Source organism: Glaciimonas immobilis, assembly GCF_011947285.1.
Classification (GTDB): Bacteria; Pseudomonadota; Gammaproteobacteria; order Burkholderiales; family Burkholderiaceae_D; genus Glaciimonas; species Glaciimonas immobilis.
The window spans coordinates 188,745-212,721 of sequence record NZ_JAAOZT010000001.1 but is presented as its reverse complement, the minus strand read 5'-3'; the positions used below and the strand labels follow the sequence as shown (position 1 = coordinate 212,721).

Genomic DNA, 23,977 nt, shown 5'->3' with positions numbered 1-23,977 from the left:
CGTCGTCACCTTACTTTCCACCATACTATGACTAATAAAATACCTCCAGCAACATCCCCGCACGCGCCATCGCCGCCAGTAGCATCCCCGCTCACCCACTTTGATCAAAGCGGGCAGGCGCACATGGTTGACGTGGGCGCCAAGCAGGACACGCATCGCATCGCCATTGCCGTCGGAACGATCAGGATGCAAGCTGCAACGTTGGCATTGATTAGTGCTGGCAATACCAAAAAAGGCGACGTGTTGGGCATCGCCCGCATCGCTGCCATCATGGCCACCAAACGCACCAGCGACCTGATTCCGCTGTGCCATCCGCTGGCGCTTACGCGGGTTAAGGTTGATTTTAGTATTGATACTTCGCAGTCCAGTATAAGTTGCACGGTGCAAGCCGAAACCGTGGGCAAAACAGGCGTCGAAATGGAAGCACTGACCGCAGTTCAGGTGGGTCTGCTGACCATTTACGATATGTGTAAAGCGGCAGATCGAGGCATGGTCATGACGGATGTGCGCGTGCTGGAAAAGCATGGCGGGAAGTCGGGCGACTGGTCGGCTGCCTGATGTAAGTAATTCATTTATTGCAGCTTATTAAATAAATTAACGAGGTACTTCCCGTCTTTTCTGAGACGTTAAAGTGACTAAAATGACATTAAAATTTTGGCTAGAATTTGATTTTGGCCAACGCTTTTCCAAGTGAGAAGCGAAGTACGACCGATGACCAAAAATGGAACAATGCGGGTTGTACCATTATCAAAAAATGCAGTAGCCTTATTGGCCAACCTTCAAAAAAAAAGATTGTGGCCGAGTCTTCTTAATATCTTATATCACGCTGCATAACTGTTTCAGGGATGCCCGCAATCAGGCGGGAATCACGAATCTCCTCTTTCACGATTTGCGTCATCCTGCTACGCGCAGGCTAAAGTTGCCCACTGTGATTGCGTTAGCAGCGGCCACAGGCCCTCTAATGATCCAAACGTTGAAACGACATTACCATCCCAAAGCCGATCACGCGCGCTGAAATTGGGGTAACAAGAAACCCAAAAGTCAACCTCACCTAGGAAAAATCTGATCATAGCGGATTGTCGCGTCCCTACGATCCCGAATTCATTGAAGGTTCGATTTGTTTTAGATTTTTTATATAAACAGAAGAGATATAACAAGCGTCATAACCGCTTGCGCCGCTTAAACAATCATAGATAGTAAGAAAAGTTTCTTTTATGAAATGTCAGCATTAATAGTAATTAGTAGGTTTTACCGCAACTTTTTCATGCACCATAAAAGAACCAATAAATTAAAATATAAATCTGTCGTTAAGCTTGGAGCTTCATCTACCGAATATTTTATTTAAAATAATTACTTTTAAAGCATTATTTTTAAGTTAATAACTCAAATAATCAAAACATATTTAATTCAAGGAATTTCATGCGTTATTTACTGCCAGTCAGCGTTGTACTTTCAATCCTGTTTGCATTACCCGTATCAGCCGCAGTCGGACCAGCTACCACCTTCGACGGAAATTCGATGAATCTGATCAATTCACAATTAAAGGGAGGCGCGATTGAATTGACTAGTTCTGGTAATCAACATAGTGCAGCCTGGCTCACTTCAGGGCTATCGACCAAAAATTCATTTAGTTCTACTTTCAATTTTTCTCTCGCTCAAAACGGTTCCAATCCTATGGCCGATGGCATTACCTTTGCGTTGCAAAATGTTGGAAACAGTGCACTAGGCAGTACTAATGGTGGCAATACCCTTGCTTATAATGGATTAAATGGTGTCGGCTCAATTATTCAAACGTATACTAATAACCGCCTCGGCCTTGATACAACCGGCAATGCCAGCGGTGCAGCGTCGTCGAAATTTAATTTGGGAAGTGCAAACCTTATAACGGGCAACGAAACGATTAACTACAATGCCATTACCCATGTGTTAGATATGAGCGGAACTTTTAACGTCGATGGTAAAAACTATGCTGTAAGTGACACTAAGACAATAAATCTATTTACCAAATTTGGCTCTACTATGTATGCTGGCTTTACCGGAGCCACTGGTGGCGCGACGGCTGAACAGAAAATTACAAGCTTCACTATGTCGTCGGTTTCAGCCGTTCCTGAACCAGAAACCTACGCCATGCTATTGGGGGGCCTAGCATTGATTAGCTTCATGGTCCTCCGTCGCAAGTCTTCATAATTCTTCATAATTTCTCCAGTCTCTGGCGGTAACTCACCAGTTAAGATACAGGCCCCGCAAGGGGCTTTTTCACGCTTGGCGATTCGGTGGAGGACAGTAAATTGACGAGGGAGGAAAAAGCTTAGCGGTGATTTTTCTCAACGTACTTTACAGCGACAATTCAGCAAGATGTTACGGATTGTAAAGATGGTCAACGGGTCCCTTCTGGCAGTCGTTTATTGCTCATGCCCTCAGGAATCGCCTGAGCTAAACAACACATTGCCAAGGACTTAAAAATGAATAAATTACTTGCTGTTTTAATCGCTGGTCTGTTCGCTACTTCTGTTTTTGCCCAAGCGCCGACTGCACCTGTAGCACCAACCACGCCGGTTACTAAAGCGGACGCCAAAGAAACCAAAGCTACAGTTAAGGCCAATGCAACGGAATCCAAAACGGATGCAAAAGCTGACGCAAAAGTGACTGATGCTAAAAATGATGCAATGGAAACTAAAACAAAAGCGCACTACCAGGCGACAAAAGCCAAAACCAAAGCACACATGAAAGCAAAAGCAGCGAAGGCAGATGCAAAAGTAGATGCAACAACATCAACAACAACGCCGCCAGTCCCTAAATAATGCAGGCCGGCTTATAAAAAAAAAGACAGGGTACTCCTGTCTTTTTTTTTAATCACCGACCAAAAGTTAATCAGTGGACAACGGATTCGACGCGTATCGTTTTTGGGCTCGGAAATATCTTGTTACCTGAGTTACCAAGTCAGGGTAGTGCCGCACGCCAATTCAGCGTGTAATGAGCTTGCAGGCATACAGACTTACAGACTTTCACCCAAGCTTAAATCCAAGGAGAAATAAAATGAAAAAATTTATCGGAATTGCAGCCGGAGTATTAGCCAGCACCACATTAATGATGGCGGCGACCCCTGCGATAGCGCACGTGGATGTCGGTGTCAATATTGGTCTGCCGGGAGTCTATGTGCAGCCCGCACCGGTGTACCTTCAACCGCGTCCGGTTTATATCCAAGAGGAGCGAGAAAATGATTGGCGTGAACGGCAATTAAGGGCACGTCAATGGCAGGACGACCGTTTTAACGAGCGTCATGATGAAGGACGCGGTCATGGGCGTGGTCATGGGCGAGGACATGGGAATGGTCATGACGATCACGACGATTAATGTTTTTGCACTCCACTAGCGTGCTACTGCATCCTGCTGATAAAAATAAAGATGTCCGTAGGTGCGGGGGCGAGCCATTTGACGTTTTATTAAGCTGCAATCTGGTACGCTAGCATCGTCGCGAGGTTAGCTAAAACCAACTTAGCAATTAACGTTTCATCGCAACCGCGAAGCCACTCTACCCTCTCGCGCTTCAGGAATCCTTTCATATTCGTGTCACTTCGAACACTGAAGTACTAAACAACTTTTACCGGGGCTGGTAATTAAGGATTTTGTTATTATAATAACACTACATCCTCGGTCTGGAGAATAGTAATGATGGGTAGTAATATTTCCAAGAGCGCACTTACCGGCGACACCCTCGACGATCAGCGCAGCTTTAATCCAGATCAATTGCTGGATGCATTGCTCGCCACACTACATCTAAAGAACGACGCGCAGCTATGCCGCGTTCTTAACGTCGGGCCACCGATGATTAGTAAAATTCGCCATCGTCGTTTGCCGATCGGCGCGCCATTGCTCATCAGGATGCATGAAGAAAGCAAACTTTCCATAGCGGAATTGCGCGCCATGATGGGAGACCATCGAGAAAAATTCGGTGTCAGCGACGCACCGCGGCGGGAGTAAACCACTCCTTTCGTTTTACTATACTCCCTTCGTAACAATGGCCCTTGCCTCCCGGGGGTTTTCTCCTATCCAAAAGTAAAACGTTAACGTTCTTGCGATTTATATATTCCGACCTATAATTTTCTATACTTTCCCATAAGCTTTTCCCTACCTTTACAGACGTCGGCGCGTAGACCGTCGCATGCAACGAGGAGAAACAATGCTCACAAGGACCTACGCTTTACTCAGCCTTTCCATAGAGCAAAAGCGAGTGCATAACCTCTTATCTTCAGCACAACACCTACTTCAGATAAGTGTCGTAGACCAACGTCTGGATAATTCAACGTTGAAATTGGTTATCAAAAAATTTGCCCGGCTCGCTGCATCGTGCCGAAAGCGCAAAGTCGATATCTATATACTCCCGGCTCTTCGCAATGCAACGCATCAGGCAGATGCGCGGCTTGGCCAAATGGCGTCGTCCCGACTTATTGGGCGGCAACTACTGGACGCTGTCAAAGCTTGGGCAAAGCTAGTAATTGATGGGAACGAAACCGAAACGACACTTATGCATGCGTTGATCGTGCGCCGTTGTGACGATCTGCTTGATCGACTCACCACCGAAGAGATAGAGCTATTGCCTCTGGCGCAGCAGGTAATCTCAAATGACGTTTGGTTTGACATGGGTGCCGAATTTTTATTAACCGACACTGTGAGAAAAGCACATCAAAGCGCTGCGCGTACCGCACTTAACAGGGCCACGTCCCCACACAAGACGACGGCATCAAGTCTTGCATTTTCTGATCCACTTATTTCGCTAGCTGTTAGCGGATATGCGTATTCCAGCAACCCTGCATGACAAAAAAAAAGATGGTGGAGACCGGCACTGCTAACCGCGCTTTTTGCATACTTATTCGCGTGCTTATTCAAGCATTTGTTCCATTCGAACGAAAGAAAATATCATGTTTATTTTATCCGAACATCTTTCCAGCATCATAAAGGCCAACGTAGAAGCCCGTCATGCAATTGCCTCGAAACTCAAAGATAAAATCAGCGAACGAATTGAGGAGCTGACCAGACTAAATCTGGATGTCATGAAGGCGACATTAGGAGAGTCGATGGGCTTGGCAAGGCAACTTCTAGACGCTAAAAATCCGCAGGAATTTTTTGCAGTCAGTGCCACGCATGTGCAGCGAGAGATTCAAAGCGCAATCTATTACGGTAATGAGGCAATGCGCATTAATACCACGGTCAAGGCAGAGTGCAATCAGGCATTAGCAGAAAATATGGTAGAAGCCAGTCGGCAGGGAGCCGGTTATTTGACTGAGATGACAAAAAACATTCCGCAAGGCACCGACCAGGTCGTCGGCATCGTAAAATCTGCGTGGCAAAAGACTACCGACGCAATCCTTAAAACGGCAAGCGATGTTGCCGTAACCTCAGAGGCACAAACGCCGACGCGAGCGCCTGCTGACGTCGAAGCCCTCCAAGATGATCAGGATTCCGAACGTCGGCGACCTGTAAAACCTCAAGCGGCGCGCAAAAAAAATGGACCGAGTCAGTCACGATCGAATAGAACGCGACATTAATTGCCGGCTTGAATCAAGGGTGCCAGAAAGCACCCTTCTGAAGGTGAACCGTGGTTTTCCGTAACATTTCTGCTTTAGTTTCTCCTCCATTACTTCCTTGAACCGGATATGGAAAGCGCTATTCCATCAGATTCATCAGGTCGGTCTTTCTCTCTTCTATCGGAATAGTGTTGGTTATCCTTATCCGTTAATGGATAATAAACCGAGGGTCGGTCAATCGAACTTGGCATTGGGAGAAATAATGAAGCTGATTTATTGGGTGGCAGAAAATTTAAAAGGTGATAGAGCGGATGCAATCATTGCGCGAACCAAGCACGATTGCGAACAAAATATCCTTGCCTACACGACGGCGGATACCGCGTACCATGCGCCGGTAAAGAAGTCGTTTCTGTATAACGATGCGTTCGATTTATTTGAATTGGCGACGGGAAAAGATGGCGGTCGCGGAATGGGTTAGACCGCTCTGTACCTCCTTACATTTACCAAGCATTTTAACCCTGCCATCAATGACAGGCGAACAACGTTTAACAAAGGAATAGTTGATTTTTTTTCCCTAGGCGTGGCAGACTACCTTGCGTGGGCGTCAACCGAATCACGGTAGCCGCGTTTGTGAATGATGCCGCTTTGAATGCGGATGTGGGACTCAACTTTTCTAAGGATTATTATGAAAAAGCTATTTGGCGTTGCTGCACTCATTTTTGCATTTTCTCCGTTGGCTAATGCGCAGGGACTTTCGGATCACCCAGACGCCCGTAATGACCGTCCTATGGAAGCGCAGCGTACAACGGAAATGCGTCAACATCATGCTACTCCAAAGCGTATGAAACATCATCGCCGTATGGAGCATAAAAAGTAAAACTTATAATTTGTAATCACGATGCTCGTTGCAATCACGGTGAGGCGTATTGAGCGTAATAAATTTACGCCCCCCGCCTTTTTACCACCCTTTTAGAAAAATTTTTCAAGCCTTTATCAATTTAATTTCGCCTATTCGCCTGCCGCGGTAAGCGCAAAAAAAGGCAGGCGAACAGCAATACACTTTCTGCTTCAAATGGCATAATTGCGGCTACCATTATTGAATCCGACAGTATGACTATTGAACTCGAAAAAGAAACGCATCAAGAAGCAGTCAAATCCATTGAGCGCTACTTCCAACAACAGATGGAGGAGCCCATTGGCAATCTTCAGGCAGGTGCACTACTTGGGTTTATCCTCGACGAGATCGGGCCATCGATTTATAACAATGCCGTCAGGGATGTGCAGAACCAGCTTCAGCAACGCGTGCTTGAGCTTGATATCGATGTGCACGAGCAAGAGTTTGGTTACTGGAATAAAAGCAAACGTGGTCGTTGAGAGTTGCCAGAGAACTCATACCCCATCTCCACGAAACCGTGGCTCAATCAATCCGGCGACTTCCACCCGCATCGCAAATACGCCGCCTGATTGGGGATATTGCGTCAACTCGGTTGCGGGGCGACCCTGGCTCGCACTGGTCACGTACAACGTGCGCATATCTGTGCCGCCAAAGGCGCACATGGTCGGGCATAGCACCGGCAGTCGGTAAGTCTCGACGATCTCGCCGTCCGGTGAAATCCGCACCACCCGTCCACCCTCGTATAACGTACTCCAGTAGTAGCCTTCGCTATCCACCGCTGCGCCATCGGGACGTCCTCGATCATTTGCGGTCGGCTTAAAACGCACCCATTCTTCTCTGGTCCCTACCGCACCGCTATCGGCATCGTAAGGGTGGCGATAGATCACAAATGCCGGTGTATCCGAATGGTATATCCAGCGCTGATCAGGACTGAACGCGAGGCCGTTGGAAGTCAGTAAGCCTGCGTCAACAGCGGCCAGACCGCGCGCATCAAGACGGTATAAATGCGCATTGTTGCCGGCCTTGGGTTCATCCAGCGTGCCCGCCCAAAATCGTCCCTGACGGTCGCAACGTCCGTCATTGAAACGGCTATGCGCTTGATCCTCTGGATTGTCGGCGAGTTTTTTTACCTGCTCTCCCAATGCGTTTAATAACCATATTCCGGACCGCATACCGGCCACGAAGCCGCCATCGTCTGCCAGCGAAAAACATCCGATATGCTCCGCTACCGACAGAGTTTGATGTTCACCCGTGGATGGGCTGAAGCAATGCAGCGCCGGGGCGAGAATATCGACCCAGTACAAGCGCTGATTAATTTCGTCCCACCTCGGGCACTCGCCCAACTTTGCGCGGTTGTCAATGACGCAGGTAAAGTCGCTCATATTTTCCTTCGATCTAGTCTGTAGTAAGGCGGTTTCAGTAAGTTGTCTGAAATAAGGTATCTGTATTGAATATTGCCGCGTCGGCTAATGGCAGCGCCAGTTTTGTTTAAAGCGCCACCGTCGATTTTACTTTTCTCCAGCCGCCTTTGTGAAATATTGATGAGGAGTCAGGTATAGACAATCGTCATATTTGCACGGGAACAGGTGCCTCGGCCACTGGTAGCTTTCGGCAAAACCAGATCAGCGCACAAGCCTGTAACACCAACGCAATCGACCAGCTAGCCTGATGCGCGCTCACTGCATAACTACCATTGTCGTGCGGCCATGCATTCAGCAGTAAGCCAAACCCATATTGCACGATGAACGCGCCGATGAACATAATAAAGGTTAATCCAGTGCTGACGCGACCGGCTAAATAACCATGAAACTCTTTAGTCATCGAGGCAAAAGTTAATACGCCCGCAGTACCCGAAATTCCGTACAAGCCCCAGAGTAACCACAACGGAAGCGGCGTGTCCAACATGATCAATAACTGCGCAGCCATGAACAACAACATGCCCGCACCGGCGGTGGTATGGATCGTTATTCCCTCGCGTTCCAGGCGGCGCGCCAGCCATCCGAATCCTGCCGCGCCGAGTACCATCGCGAAACCGACGACGGTGACGATATTGGCGGCTTGGGCGGGGTTGAGTTGAGAGACATCGCGCAGGTACGGCCCCGCCCATAGACCCTGTACACCCAGAAAAACACCTTGGCTTATCAACGCTAGCGGTGCCGTGCGCAAAAATATTGCGCTACGAAATATTTTTGCGACATCGCGCAATTGTGAGGATAACGTACTCTTCGGATGCTTTTCATCTTTCTCCGGAACGAAAAAAATGAGGGCTAAAATAACCATTCCAGTCATGGCCGCGACAATCACAAAAAGCATGCGCCAGCTCGTCACGCCCATTGCCCAACTGACCGGAATACCGGTCATCATTGCGCCAAGTCCGCCGATCGCATAAAGCGCGCCGTTCATTATCGGTAACTGATCACGATGAAACCACGCAATAATCGCTTTCAGGCCAGCCATCATGCAGGCCGAGGTGCCGACTCCCAGAAAGAAACGACCAAGCAGCAGCATGCCGAAGCTATGTGCACTGGCCGAGAGCAGGGCCCCTAAGGCCGCAACGGCCAACAACGAGGCAAGGACTTTACGCGGACCGAAACGATCAAGCAGAATACCTAACGGCAACTGGCAACCCGCAAAGGCAAAGAAATAAAAACTGGTCAACAAACCCAGTTGCGCGGGCGACAGGCCGATTTCCCTACTGAGCAGTGGACCTAAGGGCAAATTGATGCCGCGCACCAGGTAAGAAATAAAATAGCCGAGCGAGAAAATAAAAAATATACGTAATGCGAGCTTCATGCAAAATATCCAGAAATGTAAAGAGCACCGATGGCTTCCGCTAATACGGCAAATGCCGACGAAGTGTTTTATTCTTGTATGCAAAGGTGAAACGACGGCACACAAAATAGAAACAACAACAATGCCTAAATTCTATGCTTTCGTAGTGCGAGCGTAACGCGTCAAAGTAACATAAGCCGCCAAATTACGTGCCTGTTAGCGTTAAACCCCCGATCCCAATAATCAAAGCGTGATGATGCTTGCTCTGGTTGCGCGCACCATTTAACTGAAAGTACTTATGCCAGCTATTACCAAATTAACTTTTTACCCCATCAAATCCTGCGCTGGCATCGCGCTGACAGAGGCTACTCTAACCTCAGGCGGCCTGCGGCATGAGAACATCCAGGACCGCGAATGGATGGTCGTCGACGCCGCAGGGCGATTTCTGACGCAGCGCGATTATCCGCGCATGGCGCTGATCGTCCCGAGTCTGCATCAGGATGGCATCCGTCTGACTGCACCTGGCGGTGTGACATTCGCACTTCCACTCACATCGGCCGACCGGACGTCGATCAATGTCATCGTGTGGGACGATGTAGTCAGCGCTCAGGACTGTGGCGACGGGGCTGCGGACTGGCTCTACGGCATCCTTGGGGTGCGATGTCGGCTGGTGCATTTTGGGGCGGCTAGCAGGCGCATCGCCAGCAAAAAATGGACAGCCGGACGGGAGATACCGACACTCTTTTCGGACGGCTATCCGATGCTGCTGATCTCGCAAGCATCGCTTGATGATTTAAACCAAAAGTTGCAGGCGCAAGGACGCAATGCTTTACCGATGAATCGTTTTCGACCGAATATTGTGATTGATGGCGTGATGGCTTTTGAAGAAGATTTTATGTTGACTATCAGCGCAGGCAAAGCGCAGTTGCAACCGGTGAAACCCTGTCCGCGCTGTCCGATGCCATCCATTGATCAAGCCACCGGCCAGTATGATGCCGATCCCCTCGATATTCTGCAAACTTATCGGGTAAATCCAAAGATGGATGGCGCTATAACGTTTGGAATGAATACTATATTACTTGAAGGCGCAGGGGAAATATTACGCGTCGGACAAGAAATTACGATTGAACTGGGATTCTGAATACGCTTTTTACCGCTTGCCCCGGTCCGTCTATTGTGGAGGTTGCACTTGCTATTTTCCAGCGCCAATACAGTCGCTGCGGCCTGCTACCGATGGCTTACATGCGGCCAGGTAAATCATCGCAATTAAAATTTGAGCGAGGGCCAGCAATACCGTAAGCAGGTCCGGGCCGCCAACTACCGCGCAGACGATTGCCAATAAATACATGGGAAAATGGGCAAAAGGGGCGACGTGAGCGGATCGTAACAATGTCCGGTCGGAACGCGTTAGGCTATCTTGATTTCTGCCTGCAGGCGCTCGTACTTTGCTTGCAACTGCTCCGTACTTTCGTGCCACGCGGGGTCCATAGGAATGCAGCTCACCGGACATACCTGCTGACATTGCGGCTCATTAAAATGCCCGACACACTCAGTGCATTTATGCGGATCGATCTCGTAGATCAACGGCCCCATATAAATTGCACCGTTCGGGCACTCGGGCTCGCATACGTCGCAATTAATACAATCATCAGTAATAATTAATGCCATGGCCTGCTCTGTTCATCCTCTCATTGGCGCCGTACCGCCAATCAGTTATTCTATACCTTGCCTTGCTGAATTAGCGCTTGGGCCGACAGTTTTTCTTTCAACCATTTTTCGACCGAAGGGAAGACAAACTTAGAAACGTCGCCACCCAAAGTAGCGATTTCGCGCACAATCGTGCCTGAAATAAACTGGTACTGGTCGGACGGCGTCAAAAATAAGGTCTCAACGTCGGGTAACAAATAACGGTTCATCCCCGCCATCTGGAACTCAAACTCAAAATCCGATACAGCCCGTAACCCACGCATGATGACATTGGCATCATGTTGCCGCACGAAGTCCTTAAGCAGGCCCGAAAAGCTTTCTACCTGTACATTGGGATAGTGCCCCAACACTTCATTGGCTATCGATAAACGTTCTTCCAATGAAAAAAAAGGCTTTTTGCTTTTGCTATCGGCAACGCCTACCACTAACTTATCAAATAACCCAGACGCGCGGCGCACCAAATCCTCATGTCCCCGCGTTAATGGATCAAATGTTCCCGGATATACAGCTGTGACCATCTTGTTCCCCTTCCTCAAGTGCCCCAATCAGACCGCGCATTATGCCTGAATTTTACGCAAAATAGCGTTGTTATCGTTGCAACAAATGATAGAACACTATTCCCGCCTTGTCACTTCGCACAACTTGCCAACCCGCCAACCATTCTGGTGCGGGCAACCCATCGCTCCCAAGCAGTGAGTTTTCGGCCTCTACATAAATCAGACCGCTCGGGCTTAACAAGCGTTCGCAGAGCGGTAACGTTTTCCCCAACCAACCTTGATGATACGGCGGATCGAGGAAAATCAAATCAAAAGGTGCTTTATGAGCGTCATTTTCTGTAACAACGGATGCTTTACCGCCCATCGCTTGTAAGATAGTTGAGGCATCCCCGCGCTGAATTGTGACGGCTGCAGCATCCAGCTTCGCTTTGGTGGCCTCCAGCTGCCGCACTGCCGGGGTATTATGTTCGATCATCAACACCGCCGCCGCACCACGACTCGCTGCTTCAAAGCCCAACGCGCCGGTGCCAGCAAATAAATCGAGGCAACGAACCTGTGCCCACTGACCATCAAAAATGTGCGTTAGCCAGTTAAATACGGTTTCGCGCACGCGGTCCGGGGTCGGGCGTAATCCTTCGCTGTCGATCACCACTAACGGCGTGCGCTTCCATTGACCACCGATGATCCGCACCTGGCGCGGTGGCGCTGGTCGCTGATGATGGACGACGGCTGATTTTTTACTTTGTTTCATTTACGTTTTTCGCTGGTTAGACTGCAAGCCGGGTTGAATTAGAACGGCATTGCTCTGATAGAATGCCGAGGATTGTACCTTGCGATGAATGTCTGCGCGGCGCATCGTTGCGACCGTTGCTTTACCCCAATTTGAACGCCTTCCTTATTTCAGGCCCCTGATGTTTAGTTTCTTCAAAAAAAAACCAAAATCCGACCCCAATTCATTGCCTGAAGTGCAACTAGATACGCCGCCGGTCGTGCCCGGTCCGGCCTTGCCGACAGAAACGCTACCGGAGGTCTCGACCCCAGCGCCCGATATACCTGAAATTCAGGATAAGCCCGTCGCGGTGGAACCGCCGTTATCTGCACCAAAACGCTCGTGGCTGGATCGGCTGACCCATAAAGCAGTCGAACCGGAGGGGCCGTTGGCACCACCTCCGCCGCCGCAGCCTCCAATCGCCGAACCTGCGATAATTCCGCCGGTTGTACCGGCTTCCACGACGATCATTAATGCGCCGGTGCAACAGAAGCCTGCTGCCTCGGTTCCACCGGCAGTTTCCCCTCCTGCCTTCACGCCGGCTTTACCGGTTGCGCCGCTGATAGTCGCCGCTGAACCCGAAGAATTCGAGGAGGAGATCGTTGTGCCCGCAGCCGTTGCCGCAGAGCAAAAACGCTCGTGGCTGACACGACTAAAAACCGGCTTATCGAAGACGTCCTCCAACCTTACGACGTTATTCGTTGGCGCGAAAATCAACGATGATCTTTATGAGGAACTGGAATCTGCGCTATTGGTCTCGGACGCTGGTGTAGATGCGACTCAATTCGTTTTAAACGCATTGAAGAAGACGGTCAAAGACGAACGCCTGACCGATGCGCTTCAGGTCAAAGCAGCATTGCGGTCGATCCTGATCAAACTGCTGACGCCATTGCAAAAGCCGATGGAAATCGGCAAACATCAACCATTGGTAATGATGATCGCTGGCGTCAACGGCGCTGGCAAAACCACTACCATCGGTAAGCTTGCCAAGCATCTACAAGCCCATAAACAATCGGTTTTGCTGGCTGCAGGCGATACTTTCCGCGCCGCTGCCCGTGAACAGCTGACGATCTGGGGCGAGCGCAATAACGTCAGCGTTATCGCGCAAGAATCGGGGGACCCTGCCGCTGTTGCTTTCGATGCCGTCCATTCGGCGCAAGCGCGCGGGATCAACGTGGTCATGATCGATACGGCTGGTCGGCTGCCGACCCAATTACACTTGATGGAGGAACTGAAAAAAGTAAAACGGGTCATCGCCAAGGGCATGGCCTCGGCGCCGCATGAAATTTTATTGGTCATCGATGGCAACACCGGTCAAAACGCGCTGGCGCAAGTGAAGGCGTTTGATGATGCGCTCGGCTTGACCGGTCTGGTGATTACCAAACTGGACGGGACCGCCAAAGGTGGGATACTGGCCGCTATCGCCATTACCCGCGCGATCCCCGTGTACTTTATCGGCGTCGGTGAGCAGATCGAAGACTTGCAACCGTTTGATGCGACGGACTTTGTCGATGCGTTACTACGCTAGTCCCGATTGAATTTTCGTGTTTTTTGATGCGGCTAAGTTTATAAGTGCAAGTTTGATGATGTATTTACGCAGGGACAACGTATTTTCCAACGATGATTAAATTCAGCCAGGTCTCAAAACAATATGATCGCACTATTTTTGCGTTGCGCGACATCACGCTAACGGTCAATAAAGGCGATCTTATTTTTTTGGCAGGTCCGTCAGGGGCCGGTAAGTCAACGCTATTAAAAATGATCTGCGGTATAGAACGACCCAGTAGCGGCACGCTCACTGTCAACGGTCAGAATGTAGGCAAGTTGAAGGCGTCCGGCATTCCGTACCTGCGCCGCAATCTCGGCTTAATTTTCCAGGAACAACGGCTGCTGCTGGACCGCTCTGTACTCGCCAATGTGATGCTGCCTCTGCAGGTCACCGGCGCTCAGCGGGTGGAAGCGGAAAGGCGTTCCCGCGCCGCACTCGACAAGGTCGGCCTGATCGATAAAGCGTTGTCTCTGCCGCAAACCTTATCTGGCGGCGAGCAACAACGCGTTGCCATTGCCCGCGCCATCGTCAATCGCCCGCAGATTATTTTGGCAGACGAACCGACCGCTAACCTCGACCGCGACAACGCGGACCATGTGCTGAGCGCGCTGAAATCATTTCACGCAGCCGGGGTGACTTGCCTGATCTCCACCCACGATGAACAATTTTTGCACAGCGCGAACCATGTGATATTTCTCGATCAAGGACAAATCGTCGATCATTGGCAAAATTCTTCAGCGGGCGGTGGCAAATGAAAACCTGGTTGCGGCAGCACCTCGCAGCGATCGCGGGAGCGATCTCGCACTTAAGCAAAGCGCCCGGAAGCTTCGCCATGAATGTGTTGGTGGTCGCCATCGCGCTGGCATTGCCGTTTGCCGGTTTGACCATGCTCGAGAACGTGCGCCCGGTGTCCGAGCAGCTGGCGGTGCAACCGGAAATCAGCGTGTTCACGACACTCGCACTAACACGTGATAAAGCTACCGCATTGAGCGCCCCGATTCGAACCATCTTGCAACCGCACGACAAGAACGCCAAGGTCATATTTGTGCCGCGTGAACAGGCCCTGGAGGATATGAAAGGCAAAACCGGTCTGGCCGATGCACTGACCACACTGGGTCAGAATCCCCTCCCCGATGCATACGTATTGCAATTGACCGGATTCAGAAATCTTGACGAAGCCAATCAGATTGACACCATTACCGCGCAATTAAAGGCGCTGCCCGGCGTCGATAATGTGCAAGTGGATTCGGATTGGGTCAAGCGTCTGGCAGCCTTGCTGCATATCACGCGCCTGATGTTGGTATTTCTGGCAATGACGCTGGCCGTCGTGGTCGTTGCCGTGGTCTTCAACACGGTGCGCTTGCAAGTGCTCACACAACGCGAAGAAATCGTCGTTGCCAAACTGGTCGGCGCAACCAATGCCTACATACATCGTCCATTTTATTACTCTGGGGCACTGCTCGGCTTATGTGCCGGGGGCGTGGCGCTAGGCGGGGTTGCGCTCGGGCTGCAACCGTTAAATCAGGCTATCGCGGAGCTTGCCCGCCTCTATGGGTCTGAGTTCTCATTGCTTCCGCTGGACTTTAGCCTCACGTTGGCCTTACTGGCTATCAGTGCAGGATTGGGCCTGATCGGTGCGGTGCTGTCGGTACGACGGCATTTAGCCCGACTATCCTGAGTTCAGTGTTTTGCCTATATGTTATGCCTACCTAATATGCCGATACATTATGTTCATAAAACAATCTTTACCAATTTGCCGCCGCGCCGCCTTGATGTTGTCCGGTGCAACATTGGTCTTTCTGTTCAGTGCCTGCTCGCCCAGATTTAACTGGCGGCAGGTGCAAGGCAATGACGCGCCTTTCAGCGTATTGATGCCAGCAAAACCCTCTACATTTTCCCGCCCGATCGATTTAAATGGTATCAAGGTATCGATGACCATGACCGCTACGGAAATTGACGGCGTCGTTTTTGCCGTCGGCAGCGCCAGATTAACTGATCCAGCGCAGGCAAGTACAGCTTTACAAGCGATGAAGACGGCACTGGTTAATAATATTAATGGCAGCATAAAATCAGAATCTGCGCACGTAGTTGCCGGGAACGCCCAAGCTACAAGTGCGATTACACTAGAAGCAGTTGGCCCGCCAGAAAATGGCAGTCAACCAAAAGCGCTGTTCGCCCATTTAGAAGCTAGGGGCCAATACATTTATCAGGCCATTGTGATTGGACCGCAAAAAAATATCACGAGTGAAAATGTAGAGATGTTTTTGCAGTCGTTCAAGGCCACCTGAATCAAAGGCTGGTGATCTGTCCTAAGAGTCATAGTAAAGTTCCAAAAACCTACCCTTCAGGGCACCAAAAGTCCTCTTTGGTTGTAACCGAAAGTCACAGTGCTGGCGGCATCTTGAACAAAGAGGTATCCTGTAATTGTCTTCTACCAACAATAATATATGCTGAGGTTTTATGTTAATCACCTTTAAATGCAAGGCGTCACCTGACGTTACTATGTATGAGCACCATGTTCAGCGGATTTTTGAATTGCTTCACAAAGAAGCTAAAATTGGTGTAATTACTGCGGCTGAAACAGGCCCTGCAATCGAATTGCTGCAAGGCGAGATCGCCAAAACTACAGCTCACGAGAAATCTGCGGAAGTAGAGCGCGATGTCGTTGCACATCACGGCGAAAGCGGCGATGACTCCGGTCATGAGACTACGGAACGGGTCGCCTATGCAGCGCGCACCCGCCCGCTGCTGGATATGCTCATTGCCGCAAACAAGGCGGGAAACGACATACTTTGGGGTATTTAAGGATGGCAGTTGTCAACTTATGACAGCTAGCACTTTATTTTCCCTGGCTTCGGCAACCGGCCTCCTGCGTATTACCCAAATATACCAGGGGCGGTTGCGAAGTTGTTAATGACATTCTGCCGCTGTGACAGCGTAACGCTCACACTAAATCGCTTAGTCAATCGCTTAGTCAATCGCTTAATCAATCGCGCAGCGTTCTCGCCTCACTTCCGAAACTCGGTAAAATAATACAGTAGTGCCATCAAAGGCATCGCTGCACCGCACCAGGACACCAAGTTCCAACCGCCGTTGGCATACGCCCATCCGCCTAGCGCAGAACCAAACGCACCGCCAGCAAAAAACATTGCCATGTACAAACCATTTAATCGACTGCGCACCTCTCCTCCAAGCGAGAAAATAGCGCGCTGACCAAGCACCAGATTGGCCGATACGCCCATATCCAGCAACAAGGCAGCGACCACCAGCATCCCTAGCGAAAAATGCGATCCAGCGGTACCGATATGCGCGACGGGATAGGAAACTAGCGCCAATACCAGCGCTACGCCGGTTGCAGGTCGGGTCAATCCTCGATCAGCCAATCGGCCAGCGATCGGCGCTGCAACTGCACCCATTACCCCCGCGAGGGCAAATAAAGCGATACCGAATTGCGACAATTTATACGTCGGTCCGGCCAGCACCATCGGCACCACCGTCCAGAACATGCTAAAAACTGCGAACAACAGCGCATGATAAGCTGCCCTGCGACGTAAGAGCGGAGTAGTGGTCAGCAGGCCCCACATCGACAATAGCAAGCGACCATAAGGCAACCCTGTGGTTGGACGCCGTTGCGGCAAATGTCGCGCCAATACCACTGCCACTACGGCAATCATCGCTGCGGATATCGCAAAGACCGTGTGCCAGCCCCAAAAATTGGCAATCAGGCTGGCCATCGGACGCGCTAGCAATATACCTAGCAACAATCCGCTCATTACGTTGCCAACCACTTGCCCACGCTTCTCGGGACTCGCGAGATAGGTGGCATAAGGAACCAAAACCTGAGCGGCGACCGAACTCAGGCCGATCACCAACGCTGCGAGTAAAAATTGCCACGCATTTTGCGACAGTGCGGCACCAATCAACGCCACCACCGAAACGATTAACGCGGTGACCACCAGACGGCGATTTTCAATCAGGTCGCCCAGCGGGACAATGAATAGCAATCCCAGGCAATAGCCTATTTGCGATAAGGTAACAACCAACCCGCCAGCCGCGGGCGAAAGGTGAATGGAGGCGCTAATCAAGCCGATGAGGGGTTGCGCGTAATAAAGATTGGCGACGATCGCGCCACAGGCGATTGCCAGTAAAAGCGTAATCCAGGTCGGAATAGCCGTTGGTTCCGACGCGCTGATGGGTACTGCCGTTGCGGCTGTCATACAGTTGCCTTTAAAATAATTGCGAGGAGCAGAGCGATGCACCAATTTTGACGCGAATGTGGAAAGCGGGTGCACCAGACAGCGCTCGACAGGTGAACGACCGTGCTTTAGCCATAACCAGTAGCCGATTACCAACAATCCGTGACCAGAAACCGATTAAATGACCGGTTACTTTAGCTGAAATCACCAGTCTCTGCCCGCAGCCGCCCTGCATGCCGTTACAATCATGACTTTCCAACAGATGCAGTAGCGGATTTCATGTTGACAAGCTTCTTCGGCATTTCCAGTTTGAGCCTGTTTTGCCTGACCGTGCTGCTGCTAAATGCGACGCCGGGCCCGGATACTGCTTATATTGTCGGCCGCAGCGTGGCGCAGGGGCGCTCAGCAGGAATGATGTCGGCATTCGGCATTACCGCTGGTTGCCTGATCCACGCGACGCTATCGGCATTTGGATTAACGGCGTTACTGGCCGCATCCGCTTCGTCTTTAATGCTGATCAAGCTCGCCGGCGGCGGATATCTGATTTATCTCGGCCTAAAGATGTTGCTTAAAAAGGGCGATGCGGTAACAACGAAGGCCAACTCAGGCGCGGCACGTACCCACAGCACAATTTTTTTGCAGGCGTTGATGACCAATGTACTCAACCCCAAGGTTATTTTGTTTTTCTTGTCATTTTTTCCATTATTCGTCAAACCCGACTCGCCGCACAAAATTCTTGCCTTTCTGTTGTTAGGTAGCATTTTTGCTAGCCTGTCGTTATGCTGGAATAGTGGCACCGCGTTGCTAGCGGGCACAGTTAGCCGTCACGCCAGCAACAATCCACATATTAAGCTGTGGCTGGAACGCACCGTAGGCGCGGCTTTTATCGCGCTTGGTGTAAAACTGGCCTTCACTAAAAGTTAAAGCATTCAATACCTACCATGGACAAAAATAAAATTCGCGTCGTAAAAAAAGCCAGCCCGACAGTGGGTTCCACTACTACCCCGTCCAAGCCGTACACGTCATCCGCTCGCTCACCGGCCCGGTCGCCGGCGCAGTCGAGCGTGCGTTCAACGCCCCAATCGCAAGCGCCGTCGGTAGCAAAGACCCTTGCACCACGGCCCGACACGTTACGGCCAGACATCAAACATAGATTAAACTTCTCCAGCCTGAAACCCGATTCGCTGGCGTACGCGTTGTTAGGTGCGGGTCAGGCGATTGCTATGGTCCGCGACGGCGCATCCTTACCGCAGGCGCTTTCGCAAGTATTTGCACAGTCTGCCGCGCCCGCGCCAACCCGTGGTGCGATTCAGGATATCGCTTATCGGACTATGCGCGGCGTTGGTCAGGCTGAAGTATTGCTGGCGGCACTGACTAGCAAAGCCCCGGAACCGTCGTTGCTGCACGGTCTGTTGTGTTGCGCGCTGAGTTTGCTCGCCGAGGTGGATGATCCAGCGTACGACCACTTCACCACCGTGGATCAGGCCGTTACCGCAACCGGTTCGGACCTGAGCATCGCGCATGCAAAAGGCATGGTCAATGCGGTGTTACGTCGCTTTTTGCGCGAGCGCGATGCACTCACCAGCGAAGCGAACAAGAATCCTCTGGCCTTATGGAATTATCCTGTGTGGTGGATAGAGCAGATGCAAGCCGCCTATCCGCACGACTGGCAAGCCATTCTGTCGCGCGGCAACCAGCCGCCGCCGCTCACTCTGCGTGTCAATCAGCGCAAGATCAGCGTAGAGAATTATCTTCAACTCTTATCCGAGAATAATATTCAGGCCAGCTGTATCGGCCCGGTCGCGGTACGCCTGGATAAACCGTTACCGGTCAATCAGATTCCAGGTTTTGAACAAGGCTTAGTCTCCGTGCAAGATGCGGCTGCACAACTCGCTGCACCGCTATTAGATTTACAGGACGGAATGCGCGTACTGGATGCTTGTGCCGCCCCGGGAGGCAAAACCTGTCATTTACTAGAAATAGCCGATGTGACAGTCACCGCCCTGGATCATGATGCAAAACGCTTGCAACGCATAGCGCAAAATCTTCAACGCTTGCAACTTAGTGCAACGTTGCAAGTCGGCGATGCCCGCGTGGGTGCCAGCGTAGATGGATGGTGGGACGGTCAGCAGTTTGATCGTATTTTGGCCGACGTTCCCTGTACAGCGTCTGGCATTGTGCGCCGCCACCCGGATATAAGGTGGCTGCGTCGCGTTACCGACACTGACCAACTTGCAACACTTTCGGCAGATATTCTGGACAACCTTTGGCAGATGCTGCGACCAGATGGTAAATTGTTGCTCGTCACCTGCTCTTTATGGCCGCAAGAATCGGAAGACCAAGCGGTAGCGTTTGCGCAACGAAATCAAGCGATCAGATTGACTGCTCCGGGCCAACTCATGCCTATGGCGACGGGCAATGAGGATCGGGATGGCCTGTTTTACGCCTTATTTCAGAAGACATGCGGTTAGCCAGGTTTCTGTTACGGTTAATGAATTACAATTTAGCAACTACATTGATAACAGATCATAAGGCCACTTTCTAGCATCCAATCATTGTATTATTCGCACCTTATTTTCTGGACTTAGATCCGGCCCGAGAACAGTGAAGCGACCCTTGCCTCAAACACCCGACTTCCTTCGTAACCGCAACTTCGGCAAAGCTGACCTTTTAGAAAGGCAGAATGCGGGAGAGGCGCGGCCGCGATGCGAATACCCTGTGGTGCATAATGATGGGAAGCATGAAGATGCGCAGAAGCAGACCACCGCATCCGCACACGCAGATGGCATTAAAGACAATCCAGGCACAGGTACTGTCACCCGTCTTTTACGGCCCCTTATCGTTGGTACGGCTAAGTGCACGTGGCTCAGGTTGATAAAGTTGACGATGTTTGTAGCACTACTGATGTCGTTCAGCTCCAGCCTAGTCTTTGCCTCTGACGGTGCCGACATGACGCGTGCACGGATTGAGATCAGCGATGAAGGCTACAGGCTTTCTGCTGCGTTCTCCTTCGAGCTCAACCGCGGGCTCGAGGATGCTATCCAGCGCGGTGTGCCGCTGTATTTCACGACCGAGGTTGAGTTGACGCGACCGCGCTGGTATTGGTTTGATGAAAAGGCGATCAACGCGTCGCAAACCATCCGCCTCTCATACAATGTTCTGACGCGCCGCTATCACGCTGCTATCAATGGCAATCTGCAACAAAGTTTTGACTCGCTCGAAGATGCGCTGTCTCTCATTCGCCGACCTAGCCGTTGGATAATCGCCGAAAAAGGCGCTTTGCAAACCGGCGAGATCTATAAAGTGGCGGTCCGCATGGGACTTGATCTGGCGCAGTTACCCAAGCCATTTCAGGTCAACGCGTTGAACAACAGCGACTGGCGTCTTTCGTCCGACTGGAAAACCTTCAATTACAAGGCAGAGTAAATGCCCCGCGCAATTCGTTATTTACTGATCGTCGGTGGCGCGATAATCAGCATTCTTCTGTTCTTGCTAGCATCGGCTTCCGAGAACTCCGTATTTTTCGACAAATATTACTCATGGCTGTTCGGGTTGAACGCGCTGGTAGCGGTCGCCTTGCTGGCGCTGGTATGCCTGTTACTGGGCAGACTTTATAGCCGGTACAAGCGGGGCAAGTTCGGCTCCCGACTGATGGCCAAACTGGTATTGCTGTTTGCCGTGATCGGCATTTTGCCGGGCGTAATCATTTATCTGGTTTCGGTGCAATTCGTCTCTCGTTCGATTGAGTCATGGTTTGATGTCCGGGTAGAATCGGCGCTGGAATCCGGACTGAATCTGGGTCGCGCTGCGCTTAACACATCGCTATCGGACCTGATTGTCAAAACCAAGGGCATCGCGCTGGAGCTATCCGAAGAGACCAGTTCTGGACAGGTCTCACAGCTGACGCGTCTGCGCGATCAGAATATCGAGGCATCGATACTCGCCAGCAATGGTCAGCTAATTGCTTCGGTAGGGGGCCGCCTGGGGACCTTGACGCCAATGCTGCCGACTCCCGCCATGCTGCGTCAGGCACGCCAAAGCAGAGGCTTCTCCGCAATTGAAAGCGAAACAGACAGTCGCGATGCGATAAGTGAGGCTAAACAAACCGATATATCGGCCACGTCGGTCAACGAGGCGAACAATAATTTGCGGCTGCATGTCATCATTGAAATTCCGGCTCCGATCAAAACGTTATCGTTACAAAACGAAACCCGCTTTCTACAAATTTCGCAACCGGTTCCCACTTATCTCGCGACCAATGCCGAGGCCTTGCGCGCTGCGTCGAGCGAATACCAGGAACGCTCTCTAGCGCGTTCCGGCCTGCGCAAAATCTATCTGGTCACGCTGACACTGACCCTGTTGCTTGCCATTTTCGGGGCGATTATTAGCGCATTTTTGATTGCGAGCGATCTGGCAAAACCCCTGTTATTACTGGCCGAGGGCACCAAGGCCGTAGCCGAGGGCAATCTTTCTCCGCGACCCATTATTGCGACCTCCGACGAACTAGGCACCCTGACGCAGTCTTTTAATATGATGACGCGGCAATTATCGGACGCGCGCGCCTCGGTAGAAAAAAACCGCAACGAACTTGAGAATGCCAAAGCTTATCTTGAGTCCGTACTGGCCAATATGTCGGCTGGCGTGATGGTGCTGGACGAAGACTTTCATCTGGTGACCAGCAATCAATCGGTGCATCGTATTTTGCAGTACGATTTAAGCCCGCACATCGGCGAGCCATTAAACATCATTGACGGCCTGGCCCATTTTGCCGAGATCATTACCAAGGCGTTCTCAGAACAAAGCGCACAGTTTGCAGCAGGCAAAATAGGCGAAAGCCACCTGCACTGGCAACAACAGATTGAAATTCCCCGTCGCATGGATAGCATGGACAGCGACGATATTTCACTGCTGGCCCGGGGCTCCCGTCTGCCGGTTGAAAATCGCGATGGTTATGTTGTCGTGTTTGACGATATTTCTGACGTCATCTCAGCGCAGCGATCGATTGCCTGGGGTGAAGTAGCGCGGCGTTTAGCGCATGAAATCAAAAATCCGCTCACGCCAATTCAGCTCTCTGCCGAGCGCTTACAGATGAAGCTGGAAGACAAGCTGATGACGCAGGACGCCGCGATTCTTAAAAAAAGCACCTCCACCATCGTCAATCAGGTTGCCGCGATGAAACGGATGGTAGATGACTTCCGTGACTATGCAAAAACCCCGCCGGCAGTATTAACGGAGCTTGACCTGAACGTGCTTGTCGCGGAAGTCCTGCACCTGTACGTTGCCGGAGATGAACGCGATATGATTCATGCATCGCTGGACCCGGAATTGCCGCACGTGATGGGTGATGCGACGCAATTGCGCCAAGTAATTCATAATTTGCTGCAAAACGCTCAGGACGCGGTGACTGATCCGACAGCAGAAGTTACGACACCGCGCATTGACGTCGTGACGGAGCGAATTAGTTATCAGGGTTCCGGCGGACGACCCAGCACCGCAGTGCGATTTTCGATTACGGATAATGGCCCCGGCTTTTCGGCCAAAATTCTGGCGCGGGCGTTTGAGCCATACGTCACTTCCAAACCCCGCGGAACCGGGTTAGGATTGCCAATGGTGAAAAAGATCGTTGATGAACATGGCGGCCGCATTGACTTACGTAATCGCAGCGACACAAAAGGTGCCAAAATATTAATTTTGCTGTTAAAGTTAGCGCCCGGATCGTTAACGGGTAGAGAGCAAAAATCGATTTAAGGCATTTTGCATCGCAGAGTACTCTGCAAAGTAGCATGTCATCGTTTTAGGATGTATGCTCCGACTGGAGGTCGTGGCCTCATACGTAATGAGCATTCATTACGTAATTGACTTTACCCGCGGAATTAGGCTGCCTCCGCATAAAAGGGTACGTGGAGACTTGCTAGAACGATTGTATGTATTGGTTTTACGCGTAAGGCGGTTTTTACTGGCTCATGATGGCGCAGCGTACACATCCTACGAAAGGATAAAATCTGTCCCTGCGCAAAAAGGTGCATCTGAGCGCTGATTTGATCGTCCGCAAACGCATGGAGTCCTT

The 23,977-nt window shown here is 50.9% G+C and carries 26 protein-coding genes; 20 read left to right on the top strand and 6 right to left on the bottom strand.

From position 1 onward, the window contains the following. The first annotated feature begins 27 nt into the window (after positions 1-27). The 10 genes from moaC (at position 28) to HAV38_RS00915 (ending at position 6,899) form a co-directional block, all read left to right on the top strand. Positions 28-558 (top strand): cyclic pyranopterin monophosphate synthase MoaC, encoded by a 531-nt coding sequence (moaC, locus tag HAV38_RS00960; protein WP_168051526.1) that lies wholly within the window; start codon positions 28-30, stop codon positions 556-558. Positions 559-1,419: 861 nt separating this feature from the next. Beyond that, complete coding sequence (locus tag HAV38_RS00955) at positions 1,420-2,187, top strand: PEP-CTERM sorting domain-containing protein (protein ID WP_168051524.1); 768 nt, start codon at positions 1,420-1,422, stop codon at positions 2,185-2,187. Positions 2,188-2,462: 275 nt separating this feature from the next. After that, the gene (locus tag HAV38_RS00950; RefSeq protein WP_168051522.1) at positions 2,463-2,801 is read left to right on the top strand and encodes a hypothetical protein; all 339 of its coding nucleotides are present in this window, start codon (positions 2,463-2,465) and stop codon (positions 2,799-2,801) included. Positions 2,802-3,036: 235 nt separating this feature from the next. Continuing rightward, a complete protein-coding gene (locus tag HAV38_RS00945; protein WP_168051520.1) occupies positions 3,037-3,354 on the top strand; it encodes a PXPV repeat protein in 318 nt (105 codons plus the stop codon). A 315-nt stretch (positions 3,355-3,669) separates the two neighbouring features. Beyond that, entirely contained in the window at positions 3,670-3,981 is a 312-nt protein-coding gene (locus HAV38_RS00940) for a hypothetical protein (RefSeq protein ID WP_168051518.1), read from the top strand. A gap of 199 nt (positions 3,982-4,180) precedes the next feature. Then, positions 4,181-4,816 carry a hypothetical protein gene (locus HAV38_RS00935; protein WP_168051516.1) on the top strand — a complete coding sequence of 212 codons (636 nt, stop codon included), beginning with the start codon at positions 4,181-4,183 and terminating at the stop codon, positions 4,814-4,816. 103 nt (positions 4,817-4,919) lie between these two features. After that, complete coding sequence (locus HAV38_RS00930; protein ID WP_168051514.1) at positions 4,920-5,546, top strand: phasin family protein; 627 nt, start codon at positions 4,920-4,922, stop codon at positions 5,544-5,546. 241 nt (positions 5,547-5,787) lie between these two features. Beyond that, positions 5,788-6,003: a hypothetical protein gene (locus HAV38_RS00925; RefSeq protein ID WP_168051512.1), complete on the top strand. Its 216-nt coding sequence runs from the start codon at positions 5,788-5,790 to the stop codon at positions 6,001-6,003. A 207-nt stretch (positions 6,004-6,210) separates the two neighbouring features. After that, positions 6,211-6,402, top strand: a complete 192-nt coding sequence (locus tag HAV38_RS00920; RefSeq protein WP_168051510.1) for a hypothetical protein — start codon at positions 6,211-6,213, stop codon at positions 6,400-6,402. 233 nt (positions 6,403-6,635) lie between these two features. Continuing rightward, positions 6,636-6,899: a DUF2164 domain-containing protein gene (locus HAV38_RS00915; RefSeq protein ID WP_168051508.1), complete on the top strand. Its 264-nt coding sequence runs from the start codon at positions 6,636-6,638 to the stop codon at positions 6,897-6,899. Between the two features lie 15 nt (positions 6,900-6,914). Here HAV38_RS00915 and HAV38_RS00910 read toward each other — a convergent pair whose 3' ends face one another. Next, positions 6,915-7,802 carry an SMP-30/gluconolactonase/LRE family protein gene (locus tag HAV38_RS00910; protein ID WP_168051506.1) on the bottom strand — a complete coding sequence of 296 codons (888 nt, stop codon included), beginning with the start codon at positions 7,800-7,802 and terminating at the stop codon, positions 6,915-6,917. Positions 7,803-7,986: 184 nt separating this feature from the next. Next, entirely contained in the window at positions 7,987-9,213 is a 1,227-nt protein-coding gene (locus HAV38_RS00905; protein ID WP_168051504.1) for an MFS transporter, read from the bottom strand. A 277-nt stretch (positions 9,214-9,490) separates the two neighbouring features. Between HAV38_RS00905 and HAV38_RS00900 the strand changes: the two genes are divergently transcribed. Next, positions 9,491-10,333 (top strand): MOSC domain-containing protein, encoded by an 843-nt coding sequence (locus HAV38_RS00900; protein ID WP_168051502.1) that lies wholly within the window; start codon positions 9,491-9,493, stop codon positions 10,331-10,333. Positions 10,334-10,599: 266 nt separating this feature from the next. On the opposite strand, the gene HAV38_RS00890 is transcribed toward HAV38_RS00900, so the two are convergent. From HAV38_RS00890 to rsmD, 3 genes are all read right to left on the bottom strand, one after another. Beyond that, positions 10,600-10,860, bottom strand: coding sequence for a YfhL family 4Fe-4S dicluster ferredoxin (locus tag HAV38_RS00890; protein ID WP_168051498.1), 261 nt, complete (start codon positions 10,858-10,860; stop codon positions 10,600-10,602). A gap of 50 nt (positions 10,861-10,910) precedes the next feature. Further along, the gene (gene coaD, locus HAV38_RS00885; protein ID WP_168051496.1) at positions 10,911-11,417 is read right to left on the bottom strand and encodes a pantetheine-phosphate adenylyltransferase; all 507 of its coding nucleotides are present in this window, start codon (positions 11,415-11,417) and stop codon (positions 10,911-10,913) included. Between the two features lie 70 nt (positions 11,418-11,487). Then, entirely contained in the window at positions 11,488-12,147 is a 660-nt protein-coding gene (rsmD, locus tag HAV38_RS00880) for a 16S rRNA (guanine(966)-N(2))-methyltransferase RsmD (RefSeq protein WP_168051494.1), read from the bottom strand. Positions 12,148-12,307: 160 nt separating this feature from the next. Here rsmD and ftsY point away from each other — a divergent pair, with 160 nt between their 5' ends. From ftsY to HAV38_RS00855, 5 genes are all read left to right on the top strand, one after another. Continuing rightward, positions 12,308-13,693, top strand: coding sequence for a signal recognition particle-docking protein FtsY (gene ftsY, locus HAV38_RS00875; protein ID WP_245182124.1), 1,386 nt, complete (start codon positions 12,308-12,310; stop codon positions 13,691-13,693). 92 nt (positions 13,694-13,785) lie between these two features. After that, complete coding sequence (locus HAV38_RS00870) at positions 13,786-14,469, top strand: cell division ATP-binding protein FtsE (protein ID WP_168051492.1); 684 nt, start codon at positions 13,786-13,788, stop codon at positions 14,467-14,469. After that, positions 14,466-15,392, top strand: coding sequence for a permease-like cell division protein FtsX (gene ftsX, locus HAV38_RS00865; protein ID WP_168051490.1), 927 nt, complete (start codon positions 14,466-14,468; stop codon positions 15,390-15,392). Before HAV38_RS00870 ends, ftsX begins: the two co-directional genes overlap by 4 nt. Before the next feature lie 49 nt (positions 15,393-15,441). Beyond that, positions 15,442-16,002, top strand: a complete 561-nt coding sequence (locus HAV38_RS00860; protein WP_245182123.1) for a hypothetical protein — start codon at positions 15,442-15,444, stop codon at positions 16,000-16,002. Positions 16,003-16,174: 172 nt separating this feature from the next. Continuing rightward, the gene (locus HAV38_RS00855) at positions 16,175-16,519 is read left to right on the top strand and encodes a DUF1840 domain-containing protein (RefSeq protein WP_168051488.1); all 345 of its coding nucleotides are present in this window, start codon (positions 16,175-16,177) and stop codon (positions 16,517-16,519) included. 203 nt (positions 16,520-16,722) lie between these two features. Here the strand turns inward: HAV38_RS00855 and HAV38_RS00850 are convergent, their stop codons facing one another. Beyond that, positions 16,723-17,931 carry an MFS transporter gene (locus HAV38_RS00850; protein WP_168051486.1) on the bottom strand — a complete coding sequence of 403 codons (1,209 nt, stop codon included), beginning with the start codon at positions 17,929-17,931 and terminating at the stop codon, positions 16,723-16,725. Between the two features lie 258 nt (positions 17,932-18,189). On the opposite strand from HAV38_RS00850, the gene HAV38_RS00845 reads away from it, so the two are divergent. From HAV38_RS00845 to HAV38_RS00830, 4 genes are all read left to right on the top strand, one after another. Beyond that, positions 18,190-18,834 (top strand): LysE family translocator, encoded by a 645-nt coding sequence (locus tag HAV38_RS00845; RefSeq protein WP_168051484.1) that lies wholly within the window; start codon positions 18,190-18,192, stop codon positions 18,832-18,834. A gap of 299 nt (positions 18,835-19,133) precedes the next feature. Beyond that, positions 19,134-20,381: a 16S rRNA (cytosine(967)-C(5))-methyltransferase RsmB gene (rsmB, locus tag HAV38_RS00840; protein WP_245182142.1), complete on the top strand. Its 1,248-nt coding sequence runs from the start codon at positions 19,134-19,136 to the stop codon at positions 20,379-20,381. A gap of 415 nt (positions 20,382-20,796) precedes the next feature. Then, positions 20,797-21,336, top strand: coding sequence for a DUF4390 domain-containing protein (locus HAV38_RS00835; protein ID WP_184013417.1), 540 nt, complete (start codon positions 20,797-20,799; stop codon positions 21,334-21,336). Then, positions 21,337-23,658, top strand: a complete 2,322-nt coding sequence (locus HAV38_RS00830; protein WP_168051480.1) for a sensor histidine kinase — start codon at positions 21,337-21,339, stop codon at positions 23,656-23,658. It abuts the gene before it with no gap. Positions 23,659-23,977: the final 319 nt, after the last annotated feature.